A 13,003-nucleotide genomic window follows, 5' to 3' on the forward strand; every position below is an offset into this window, starting at 1 on the left:
TGGAGGTCGCCTCGCACACGGCGTATATGGATCCGATCCTTGATGAACTGCGGGCGGCGTTGGCTGGCATTACGCCGCAGTCGCCGGCGATTCCGTTCATCTCCACGGTGTTCGAGACGACTCCGGTGCTGGATGCGCAGTATTGGGTGGCCAATGTGCGTCGGCCGGCGCGGGTGGCGCAGGCCGTCACCGCGGCCGCGAACGACTACGACACGTTCATCGAAATCAGCCCCCACCCGCTGCTCACCCACGTCATCGACGAGACGCTCGCGGCAGCGCAACCGGCCGAACCCGCCACGGTGACCTCGACGCTGCGCCGCGGCGACGACGAAACGCTCGACCTGCACACCCGGCTCGCCGCGCTCGGTGCCGCCGGCACCGGCGCCGGGCAGCGCACCGACCTGCCGGCCACCCCGTGGCTGCACACACTGCACTGGCTGGCGGGCCCGGCGACCACCCGCGCTGCGGCGGACACCCATCCGCTGCTCGGCGTGCACGTGGAGTTGCTGACCGGCGGCGACCACGTCTGGCAGACCGAACTCGACACCGCGGCCGCGCCGTGGCTGGCCGCGAACCCGATCCAGGGGCAGGCGGTGCTGCCCGCAGCCGCCCTGATCGAGATGGCGCTGGCCGCCGGCCGGCACGCACACGGCGCACCGGTCGAACTGACCGACCTCACGATCGAACAGCCGCTACTGCTGGACCGGCAGGTGCAGGTGACCACGCAGTTCACCGGCACCCCCGACACGAACCGGGTCGAGATCCACGCCCGGACCGGAAACGACGCCTGGGCGCGGTACGCGGTCGGCCAGGTGCGGGCCACATCGGCCGCAGACACGGCGACCGCCCCGGCCGGCGGCAGTGACCTCACCCTGCCGGCCGACGCCGGCGACCACCCGCACTACAGCCTGCACCCGCTGCTGCTCGACGCGGCACTGCGCCAACTGGCCGCGGGCATCGACGACGACGGCGATCATGTCGGCTACCTGCCGGTGTCGGCGGCCACGGTCCGGGTGTTCGGGCCGGCCGGCGACCGGCTGCGCTGCCACACCGAGCTGTCCGGCCGCGGAGACGACGGCGCCTACACGGGCCGGATCGTGCTCACCGATCTCGACGGGCGGCTGGTCGCCGAGCTCACCGGCATCCGGCTGCAGCCGATCGACCCGAGCACGCTGCGGTTGCCGCTGGACCAGAAGGTGTTCGCCACCGAGTGGACGCCGGCGGACAGCCCGGCCGCCGCTGCGGAGTCGGCCCCGGTCGGCAGCTGGCTGGTGCTGACCGAGCCGGCCGACACCGGCAGCGCGACACTGGCCGGCGAATTCGCCGCCCGGCTCGGGGCCGCGGGCCGCCGCGTCGTGCCGGGACCGTTCGCCGACGAACCAGCGCTGCGCGACGCGATCACCGCAGCCGGTGCCGAACCGGCGCAGCCGCCCGCCGGCATCGTCGTGTTCCTCGGCAGCGCCTTCGACGGTGCCGGCGACGCCGGACTGGAGCGGGCGCGGGAGCTGATCTGGACGGCGTCGACCGCCGCCCGCACCGCCATCGAAACCTGGCCCGGAGCAACCCGGCCGCGGCTGTGGCTGGTCACCCGCAACGGGCTGGCGTTCGGCGACCAGCCGGGTGACCCGGCGATCGGCGCGCTCAAGGGCCTGATCCGGACCTGGCGGTTCCCCGGCGAACTGGCCCGGGTGCTGGCCGACGAGCCGGACCTGGGCGCCACCCTGGTCGACCTGGACGGCACCGACGATGTCGATCGGCTGCTGGCCGAGCTGGTCGCGCCGGTGCGCGACGACACCGTCGCCTGGCGGGCCGGGCAGCGCTACGCCGAACGGCTCACCCGCGCGCAACTGGACGCCTCGGCGCAGACCCGGGTCCGTGCCGACGGCTCCTACGTGATCACCGGTGGACTCGGCGGGCTGGGCATCGTCGTCGCCCGCTGGCTGGCCGGTCGCGGCGCCGGGCGCATCGTCCTCAACGGCCGCAGCGAGCCGTCCGCCGAGCAGCGCGCAGTCCTCGCGGGGCTGGGGGCGGCCACCGAGGTGGTCTTCGTCGCCGGGGACATCAGCGCACCCGGCGTGGCAGACCGTCTGGTGACGGCCGCCGAGGAGACCGGACGCGGCCTGCGCGGCGTCGTGCACGCCGCCGGGGTGCTCGGCGACGGCCTGGTGACCGCGGTGACCCGGGACAGCCTGGCCGGTGTGTGGTCGGCCAAGGCCACCGGCGCGCTGCGGTTGCACAACGCGACCTTGAACAGCGAGCTCGACTGGTGGCTGGGCTTCTCCTCGATGGCCGCGCTGCTGGGCCTGCCCGGTCAGCTCGGCTACGCCACCTCCAACGCCTGGCTGGACGCCCTGGTGGCGTTCCGGCACGCCAGCGGGCTGCCGGCGACCGCGATCGACTGGGGCCAGTGGTCCGACGTCGGCCTGGGCCGTTCGATGACGCTGAGCGTGCTGGATCCGATCAGCCCCGACGAGGGCGTGGAGGCGCTGGACACGTTGCTCGGCACCGGTGCAGCCCGGGTCGGGGTGGGCCGGCTGCGGATCGACCGGGCCGTCGCCACCGCACCGGAGTTCCGTGACCTCGGTTACTTCGCCGAACTGGTGGGCGAAGCCGACGCGGCCGCCGCGACCGCCGGCGACGGTGCGGGCGCCGCGGACCCGGCGGAGTCGCCGGATGCCGGGATTCCGGACTGGTCGCAGATCCCCGCCGAGCGCCGACTCGGTGAGCTGACGGTGCGGCTGCAAGCTATCCTTGCCCGCGAACTTCGGACATCGGCGGCAGCGGTCGACGTGGATCGGCCGTTCCCCGAAATGGGGCTCGACTCGATGGTCGCGATGACGGTTCTGAAAGAGACGCAGCAGTTGGTGGGGGTGGACTTGTCGGCGTCGATGCTGTGGAACCATCCCAGCGTCGGGGCACTGGCAAAACATCTGGTGGGGCTGTTGGCAGTGCAGCAGCCGCCGCAGGACGAGCAGGGTCCCGACGACGGTGACCTGGCGTTCGATTCCGCGGGCGGGGTGCTGGACGAGCTGTTCGGCAGCGTGGAGTCGGCTTCGGCCGGCAGTGAGAACGGTGTTTTCTGATGACGACGATCTTCGACCGGATGGCGGCGCTGCCGGCCGAGAAACGCGACGAGCTCAACGGCAAGTTCGAGAAGGCCGCACAGACCGCGGCCGCCGAACCGATCGCCGTGGTCGGCGTCGGCTGCCGGCTGCCCGGTGGCGCGACCGGACCCGACGCCTACTGGGGCATGCTCGCCGACGGCACCGATGCGATCGTCGAGGTGCCTGCGGATCGCTGGGACGCCGACGAGTACTACGACCCGGACACCCTGGTGCCCGGAAAGATGGCCTCGAAATGGGGCGGCTTCCTCACCAATGACGTCGCCGGCTTCGACGCCGACTTCTTCGGGATCTCGCCGCGTGAAGCCGAGGCGATGGACCCGCAGCAGCGGCTGCTGCTGGAGGTGGCCTGGGAGGCGCTCGAGCACGCCGGAATGTCGCCGGAGAAGCTGGCCGGTGTCCGCGCCGCGGTGATGATGGGCATCTACTACACCGAGTACCAGGGCATTTCCGGCTCCAACCCGGACGCCATCGACGGCTACACCGCCACCGGAACCGCGCACGCCGTCGCGGTCGGCCGGATCGCCTACCTGCTGGGCCTGCGCGGGCCGGCCGTCGCGATGGACTCGGCGTGTTCGTCGTCGCTGGTCACCATCCACCAGGCCTGCCAGAGTCTGCGGATGCGGGAGAGCGACCTGGCGCTGGCCGGCGGGGTCAGCCTGATCCTGCGCCCGGAGACCCAGATCGCGATGGCCAAGTGGGGCATGCTGTCCCCGCGCGGCCGGTGCCACAGCTTCGACGCCGGCGCCGACGGATTCGTCCGCGGTGAGGGCGCCGGCATCGTGGTGCTCAAGCGGCTCACCGACGCCGTCCGGGACGGTGACCGGGTGCTAGCCGTGGTCCGCGGTTCGGCGATCAACCAGGACGGCCGGTCCAACGGCCTGACCGCGCCGAACACCATCGCCCAGAGCGAGGTGATCCGGCAGGCGCTGCGCAACGCGAACGTCCCGCCGGGTTCGGTGAACCTCATCGAAACCCACGGCACCGGAACCGCTTTAGGCGACCCGATCGAATTCGAGGCGCTCGCCGACGTGTACGGCAAGGGCACCGACCGCTGCGCACTGGGCGCGGTGAAGTCCAACATCGGCCACCTCGAGGCCGCCGCCGGCATCGCCGGCTTCATCAAGGCGACCCTGGCGGTGCAGCACGGGCAGATCCCGCCGAACCTGCACTTCTCCAAGTGGAACCCGTCGATCGACCCGGCACCGACCCGGCTGTTCGTCCCCACCGAGATGACCTCGTGGCCGGCGGCCGAGGGCCCGCGCCGGGCCGCGGTGTCCTCGTTCGGCTTGGGCGGCACCAACGCCCACGTGGTGCTCGAGCAGGGCCCCGACGCCCCGGCCGCGGCGCCGGCCGGCGAATCCGCGACCCCGGTGACCACCCTGGTCGTCTCCGGTAAGACCGACCAGCGGGTGGCGGACTGGGCGCTGAGCCTGGCCGACTGGCTGGCCGGCGACGGCGCGCAGGTGCCGCTGACCGAGGTCGCCGACACCCTCAACCACCACCGCAGCCGGTACGCGAAGTTCGCCACCGTCAGCGCACGCGACACCGAGCAGGCACTGGCCGGGCTGCGGGCGCTCGCCGGCGGCTACCCGGCGCCCGGCGTGGTCGGCCCGCGGGAGGCGCTGCGCGGATCCGGTCGGGTTTTCCTGTACTCCGGTCAGGGTTCGCAGTGGGCGGGCATGGGCCGGCGGCTGCTGGCCGACGAACCGGCGTTCGCCACCGCCGTCGACGAACTGGAGCCGGATTTCGTGGCGCAGGTCGGCTTCTCGCTGCGCGGCGTGCTGGAATCCGGTGAGCCGGTGGTCGGCATCGACCGCATCCAGCCGGTGCTGACCGGCATGCAGCTGACGCTGACCGCGCTCTGGCGCGCACACGGGGTGGAGCCGGACGCCGTCATCGGGCATTCGATGGGGGAGGTCGCCGCCGCCGTGGTCGCCGGCGCACTGAGCCCGGCCGACGGCCTGAAGGTGATCGCCACCCGATCCAAGCTGATGGCCCGGCTCTCCGGCCAGGGTGCGATGGCGCTGCTGGAACTGGCTCCCGAGGCCGCCGAGAAGCTGCTCGCCGACTACCCCGACCTCACCGTGGCGGTGTACGCCGCACCGGAGCAGACCGTCATCGCCGGTCCGCCGGAGCAGGTCGACAAGGTCGTCGCGGTCGTGGACGCCCAGGGCAAGCTGGCCCGCCGGGTCGAGGTGGACGTCGCGTCGCACCACCCGACCGTCGACCCGATCCTGGCCGACCTGCGCGCCGCGCTGGCCGACCTGAGCCCGATGACACCGAAGATCCCGCTGATCAGCACCGTCGGCCAGAGTGGAACCGGCACCCCGGCATTCGACGCCGCCTACTGGGTGGACAACCTGCGCAACCCGGTCCGGTTCAGCCAGGCCGTCACCGCCGCGGCGGCCGGTCACGCCACGTTCATCGAGGTCAGCCCGCACCCGCTGCTCAGCCACGCGATCAACGGCACGCTGGAGTCGGCGCGCGGCGTTCAGCTGGTGACCGGAACGCTGCTGCGCGAGCAAGACGAGGAACTGGTCTTCCACACCAACCTGGCGACCGTCGCACCGCCGTCCGCGGCGCCGGCGCAGTCGGACGCCCGCCGCGCCGACCTGCCGCCGCGCCCGTGGCAGCACGTCCGGTACTGGGCCGCCCCGACCGCCATGAACCGGCACACCGCCGACGCGCACCCGCTGCTGGGCGTGCATGTGGAGCTGCCGTCCGGTCACGGCCACGTCTGGCGGGCCGACGTCGGCACCGACATCGTGCCGTGGCTGGCGCACCACAAGGTGCACGGCCAGATCGTCATGCCCGCAACCGGATTCGCCGAGATGGCGCTGGCCGCGGCCGGCGAGGCGCTGAGCCTGCCGGCTGATGCGGTGGCCGTCGACCGGGTCGAGGTCGAGCAGATGCTGCGGCTTGACGAGCGCACCGAGGTGACCACCCAGCTGCTCACCGAAACCGATGCGGCCGGTGCCGACACCGGCTGGCTGCGGGTGGAGGTGCACTCGCGGGCGGCCGGCGGATCCTGGATCCGGCACGCCGTCGCCCGGGTGGGCGCCGCACCGGCCGGAGTGCCGGGCGAGCGGCCCGCCGCCGCAGGCTCCGGCACCACGCTGTCGCCGGCGGACCTGTACGCGGCGCTACGCGGCACCGGGCTGCAGCACGGACCGGCGTTCGCAGCGCTGACCCGGATCGTGCGCAAGCCCGGTGGCGCGTCGGAGACCGAGATCGTGCTGCCGGACGAGGCGACCGCGCACCGCGGCTACCGGATCCACCCGGTAATGCTCGACGCCGCGCTGCAGTGCCTGGCCGCGGCGCTGCCCGAGGAGTCGCTGACCGGTTCGGGGGAGGCCACCTATCTGCCGGTGGCCGTCGAGACCATCCGGGTCTTCGGCGAAGTCGGCCGGCGGGCCCGCGGCTACGCCGAACTGCTCAGCCACGACGACGGCGGCATCCTCGGCCGAGTCGTGCTGACCGACGACACCGGGGCGACGACCGCCGAACTCGGCGGCATCTACCTGCAGCGCGTGCAACGCCGGACGGTGCCGCTGCCGCTCACGCAGAAGATCTTCGACACCGCCTGGATCGACGCGCCGGTGCCGGCCCAGCCTGCGGCGCCGGTCGACGGCAGCTGGCTGCTGCTGACTGACGGCACCGAAAGCGAAGCCGTCGCAACCGATTTCGTGTCGCGCTTTGCCTCCGACACCCGCCGCGTCGTCACCGCGGATCTGCGCAGTGAGTCCGCGGTGCGCACGGCGTTCACCGACGCCGCCGCCGACCCGCAGCTGCCGCCGGCCGGGGTGCTGGTGTTCGCCGCCCGCAGTGAATTCGACGGCACCGACGCCGGCGCGGCACCGGAGCGCGGCCGCGACCTGGCCTGGTCGGTCGCCGCGACGGTCCGCACGATCGTCAGCGGCTGGCACGGCACCCCGCCGCGGCTGTGGCTGGTGAGCCGCAACGGGCTCACTGTCGCTGACACTGAAGCCGGCGGTTCAGCGAGGCACGACGGAGGAGAGCCGAAACTGGGACCGCCGCTTGAACACGGCGACCCGTCGATCTGCGGCCTCAAGGGCCTGGTGCGGGTGCTGGCCTACGAGCACCCGGACCTGCACACCCGACTGATCGACCTCGACGACGCGGCCGAACCCGCGGCGGCGCTGGTCACCGAACTGGGCCTGGACAGCACCGACGACGTCGTCGCCTGGCGCGGTCAGCACCGCCGGGTGGAACGCCTGGAGCGGGCCACGCTGCGCGACACCGGTGTCCCCGCCGTCCGCTCCGACGGCGCGTACGTGCTCACCGGCGGCCTCGGTGGCATCGGCCTGGTGACGGCCCGCTGGCTGATCGACCAGGGCGCGGCGCGGATCGTGCTGAACAGCCGCTCGCAGCCGTCCGACGAGCAGCGCGCGATCCTGGCCGAGCTGGGTGAACGCGCCCAGATCGCGGTGGTCTCCGGTGACCTGGCGTCGCCGGGGGTGGCCGAGAGCCTGGTGACCGCCGCCGAGGAGACCGGCTGTGTTCTGCGCGGCATCATCCACGGCGCCGCGGTCATCGACGACCAGATCGTGGTCGGCATCGACCCGGAGACGCTGGCGCGGGTGTGGGCCCCGAAGGCGGCCGGTGCGCTGCGGCTGCACGTGGCCACCGCGGGCAAAGACCTGGACTGGTGGGTCGGCTTCTCCTCGACGTCGTCGCTGCTCGGCGCGCCCGGGCAGGCCGCCTACGCCGCCGCCAGCGCCTGGCTGGACGGCCTGGTGGCGTACCGGCGGGCCGCGGGTCTGCCGGCGATCACGATCAACTGGGGCCAGTGGTCCGGGGTCGGGGTGGCGCAGGAGCTGAAGTTCAGCGCACTGGACCCGATCAGCCCCGACGAGGGCATGGAGGCGCTGGCGGCGATCCTCACCGGCGACCTGGACCGGGTCGGCGTGGCACGGCTGCGGCTGGACCGGGTGGCCGCGGCCTTCCCGGAACTGCAGCAGCTCGGCTACTTCGCGACGCTCGCCGAGGAACTCGACCTCAACGCCGAGGACGACGACTGGGCCGGCCCGGACGCGCTGCGCGCGCTCGATGCCGCCGAGGCCCTCCGGGTCGTCACCGCCCGGCTGGGTTCACGCGTCATGGCGATCATGGGCTACCCGAAGGACAGCGTGCTGGACACCGCCCGCCCGCTGACCGAACTCGGGATGGACTCGCTGATGGCGGTCCGCATCCGCAACACCGTCCGCGGTGACTTCGGCGCGGAGCCGCCGGTCGCCCTGCTGCTGCAGGGCGCCTCCCTGACCGACCTGGCCGCCGACCTGATCCGCCAGCTGGGACTGGCGCAGCAGGAGAGCGGCACCGACGGCGGCGGCACTGGTGACGTCCGCAGCCGCGCCCAGCAGCGTGCCGCCGCCCGGCAACGGGCCGCGGCACGGCGAAAGTAGGAGAGCCGAAACTGTGACCACCAGCAACGAATTGCCGCCCAACGCGATCGCGGTCGTCGGCATGGCCGGGCGTTTTCCGGGCGCCCGCACGTTGTCGGCGTTCTGGGACAACCTGCGCCACGGCCGGGAGTCCATCGTCACGCTCAGCGACGACGACCTGCGCGCCGCCGGGGTACCGGACAAGACGCTGGCCAACCACACCTACGTGCGACGCGCCGCCCTGGTCGAGGGCATCGACGAGTTCGACGCGGAGTTCTTCGGCATCACCGCGCAGGCCGCCCGGACGCTGGACCCGCAGCAGCGGCTGTTCCTGCAGACCGCGTGGCACGCCCTGGAGGACGCCGGCTATCACCCTGGTGACATCGACGGCGCGGTCGGCGTCTACGGCACCAGCACCACCAGTGGCTACCTGCTGCACAACCTGATGTCGCACTACGACCCGAACCGGATTCTGGGGCAGGGCATCTCGTTCGACATGGTCAACCTGTCGATGCAGAACGACAAGGACTACCTGGCCACCCGGGTGGCCTACCAGTTGAACCTGCGCGGCCCGGCGTTGTCGGTGCAGACCGCCTGCTCGTCGGCGCTGGTGGCGGTGCACCTGGCCTGCCAGAGCATCCTCAACGGCGAATGCGACATGGCACTGGCCGGCGGCTCGTCGCTGCGGGTCCCGCACGACGTCGGGTACTGGGCCGAGCCGGGTTCGATGGTCTCGCCGACCGGACACTGCCGCCCGTTCGACGTGCGCGCCGACGGCACCATCTTCGGCAGCGGCGCCGGTGTCGTGGTGCTCAAGTCGCTCGAGGCCGCGGTCGAGGCCGGCGACCGCATCCACGCGGTGATCCGTGCGTCGGCGCTGAACAACGACGGCGCCACCAAGATGACCTATGCCGCGCCCACCGCGGCCGGCCAGGCCGACGTCATCGCCGAGGCGCACGCGATCGCCGAGATCGACGCCTCCACTATCAGCTACATCGAGACGCACGGCACCGGTACCCCGCTGGGCGACCCGATCGAGATCGACGGGCTGCGCCAGGCGTTCGAGCTCTCCGAAAAGCCCCGTGCCGCCCCTTGTTTCGTGGGCTCGGTGAAATCCAATATCGGCCACCTGGAGTCCGCCTCCGGTATCGCCAGCCTGATCAAGACCATCCTGTGCCTCAAGCACCGGGCGATCCCGGCCACCCTGCACTACACCAGCCCTAACCCGGAACTGCACCTGGAGTCCGGGCCGTTCCGGATTCGCAGCGAGTACGGGCCGTGGGAGTCCGACGGCATCCGGCGCGCCGGGGTCAGCGCATTCGGGGTGGGCGGCACCAACGCCCACGTCATTGTCGAGGAGTGGCCCGAGGCCGTGTCCACCGCCGCGCCGCGGCCCGGCCCGGAGGTGCTGCTGCTGTCGGCGCGCACGGAAGCCGCATTGGCACAGGCGCGTTCGGAACTGGCCGCCGAACTCACCCGGGGTGACGCCGACGACGCGCCGAACCTGGCGGACGTCGCGCACACCCTGGCGGGCCGGCACCCGGAGCCACTGCGACTGGCCGCGGTGGTCGCCGACCGCGCCGACGCCGCGGCGGTGCTGACCGCCGCCGAGCACGACAACGTCTTCATCGGTGACGGGGTCACCGGCGTCGACTCCACCGACCGGGTGGTCTTCCTGTTCCCCGGCCAGGGCGCTCAGCACATCGGGATGGCCCGCGGTCTCTACGACACCGAACCGGTGTTCGCCGAGCACTTCGACGCCTGCGTGGCCGGTTTCAACGCCGAGCTCGGGTTCGACCTGAAAGCGGAGATCTTCGACGGCGCCGCCCGCGACCTGGAGCGCACCGACCGGACGCAGCCGGCGCTGTTCACGGTCGAGTACTCGCTGGCGAAGCTGATCGAGAGCTACGGGGTGCGCCCGGCCGCGCTGGTCGGGCACAGCATCGGCGAGTACGCCGCGGCCACCATCGCCGGGGTGTTCGACCTGGACACCGCGATCAAGGTGGTGGCGATGCGGGCTCGGCTGATGCACGCCGCCCCGCGCGGCGTGATGGTCGCGGTGCCGCTGAGCCCCGACGCCGTGCAGCAGTACCTGGGCGGGGACGTTGACCTGGCCGCGGTCAATGACCCGGACAGTTGTGTGGTGGCCGGATCCGACGAGGCGATCCGGGACTTCACCGGGCGCCTCAAGCAGGCCGGGATCACGGCGCGGCGGGTTCGCACCTCGCACGCCTTCCACTCCCGGCTTATGGAGTCGATGACCTCGGAGTTCACCGCGTTCCTGTCGCGGCAGACGCTGCGGGAGCCGCAGATCCCGTTGCTGTCCAACCTCACCGGCACTTGGATGGCGCCGAGCGAGGCGACGAACCCGGCGACGTGGGCACGCAGCGTGCGGGCGACGGTCCGGTTCGCCGATGAGATCAGCACCCTGCTCGACGACCCGAACCGCGTCCTGGTGGAGGTCGGCCCGGGCGCCACGTTGACCGCCTCGGCCGCCCGCCACCCCAAGTGGGGTGCTGGGCACCGGGCGGTCCGGCTGATGCGCCACCACGCGCAGAACCGCAACGACCGCGACACCTTCCTGCTGGCGCTCGGTCAGCTCTGGGCCGCCGGCGTCGAGGTGGACTTCTCGCCGTTGCGCGGCGGCTACCAGCCTAAACGCATCCTCCTGCCGGGGTACGGCTTCGAGCGGCAGCGGCACTGGCTGGAGCACAACGCCGGGGCGACCTGGACCGGCGGCGGGGTCAGCAACGGCGCGGCGAGCGCATCGGGTGGCGGCTCCGGATCCGCAGGCCAGGCGGGCGGCGGTGAGACGCTGGAGGCGACGTTGCGCCGCATCTGGGGGATCTGCCTGGGTGTCGGCTCGGTCGACCGCAACGCGAACTTCTTCGACGTGGGCGGCGACTCGCTGGTGGCGATCAGCGTCGCGATGGCCGCCTCCCACGAGGGGCTGGACCTCACCCCGCAGGACCTCTACGACAACCCGACCGTCTCCGGGCTGGCCCGGGCGCTGACCGCCCGGTACGCCGCCGGCGGCCTGGCCCGTCAGGTCCCCGGCGAGGTGACCAGCCCGCCGGTGCCGCCGAACATCGCGTACTTCCTCGACCACGGGGTGCGTGAGCACGGCCGGTGGCGCATCCCGCTGATCCTGCGGCTGCGCTCCGACGTCTCCGCCGACGACGTCCGGGCGGTGCTGACCGCGGTGGTCAACCACCACGACGCGCTGCGGCTGCGGCTGAGCGAGCACGCCGGCACCTGGGAGCAGCGCATCGCCGAGCCGGCCGAGTTCACCGAACTCGCCACCTGGACGCTGCCCGAGGGCGTCACCCGTGAGCACGACGCCGTGCTGACCATCCTCGGCGAGCAGATCCGCGACCAGGACCTGGCCAGCCCGCCGCTGAGCGCGACGTACGTCGCCAGCCACCCGGGTGCGCCGAGCTACCTGGCGTTGAGCCTGCACGCAATGGTCGGCGACGAGGCGTCCCGCGACATCCTGCTCACCGACATCTTCACCGCGTTCGGTCAGCGGCTGGCGGGTAACGACATCGAGTTGCAGCCGGTGAGTGTCGGCTGGGCCGAATGGTCGCAGCGCTGTGCCGGTCTGGCCACCCATCCGGCGGTGCTGGCCAGCCGGGAGTTCTGGCTGCAGGCCACGTCGGCGCCGACGCTGCGGGTCGGCTCGGAGGTCGCCGAACCGCCGGCGGCCGCCGATCTGGCGAAGGTGGAGTCGTCGCTGACCGCGCTGGACACCAGCGAGATCGACGACGCCCGGCGCCGGCTACGGCTGCCGGTCAACGAGATCCTGCTGGCCGCACTGGGCCGCGCGGTGGGCGCTGTCGTCGGCGAGGGCACCGTCGCCGTCGACGTGGAGGGCACCGGCCGCTCGGTGCTCAAACCGGACGTCGACCTGCGCCGCACCGTCGGCTGGTTCAGCACGGTGTACCCGGTGACGCTGACCTGCTCGGCCGGCGGTGACGACGGCGCCCGGGCCGCGCTGGACGAGGTTCACGACAAGCTCGGCGCCGTCCCGCACTACGGGATCGGGTACGGGCTGCTGCGCTACCTGTACGCACCGACCGCTCGGCTGCTCGGCGCGGTTCGCCCCGCCGACGTCCACTTCACCTACGCCGGAACGATTCCCGACGTCGCCGCTCTTGTCGGCGAGGACGCCCCGGTGCAGTTCGACCCTGATACCGCGCTGCCGGTGCGCGAGGCCGTGCCCGGCCTGGGCCACGCACTGGAGCTTCGGGCCTATCGGACCGGCGGTGTGCTGCACCTGGATTGGTGGTACGACACCCGCCGGCTGTCCGAGAGCACGGTGCAGGCGATCGCGACCGGGTTCGGCCCGACGGTGCTTGAACTGGTCCGGGCCGCGGTCGCCGAAGCCGATCTGGCGGATGCGGCAGAAGACGACGAAGAGGAACTGGTGCTGGTGGACCTGTCCTCGGACAGCGCATAGGGGAGAGTCGCGAC

3 protein-coding genes are annotated in these 13,003 nt (G+C 72.5%); all 3 read left to right on the forward strand.

Translation table 11 applies throughout. The features are described 5' to 3' along the window. The coding region (locus KIH27_RS16745; protein ID WP_214094099.1) for a type I polyketide synthase at positions 1-3,083 on the forward strand (3,083 nt) is incomplete at its 5' end. Beyond that, a complete protein-coding gene (locus KIH27_RS16750; protein WP_214094100.1) occupies positions 3,083-8,551 on the forward strand; it encodes a type I polyketide synthase in 5,469 nt (1,822 codons plus the stop codon). The genes KIH27_RS16745 and KIH27_RS16750, both read left to right, overlap by 1 nt. A 13-nt stretch (positions 8,552-8,564) precedes the next feature. Continuing rightward, positions 8,565-12,989, forward strand: coding sequence for a type I polyketide synthase (locus KIH27_RS16755; RefSeq protein ID WP_214094101.1), 4,425 nt, complete (start codon positions 8,565-8,567; stop codon positions 12,987-12,989). Positions 12,990-13,003: the final 14 nt, after the last annotated feature.

This window comes from Mycolicibacter acidiphilus, from assembly GCF_018455725.1.
In the GTDB taxonomy this organism is placed as follows: Bacteria; Actinomycetota; Actinomycetes; order Mycobacteriales; family Mycobacteriaceae; genus Mycobacterium; species Mycobacterium acidiphilum.

Coding starts and splice junctions, on each gene's coding strand:
- KIH27_RS16750 (WP_214094100.1), top strand. CDS start 3,083: ATGACGACGATCTTCGACCGGATGGCGGCGCTGCCGGCCGAGAAACGC.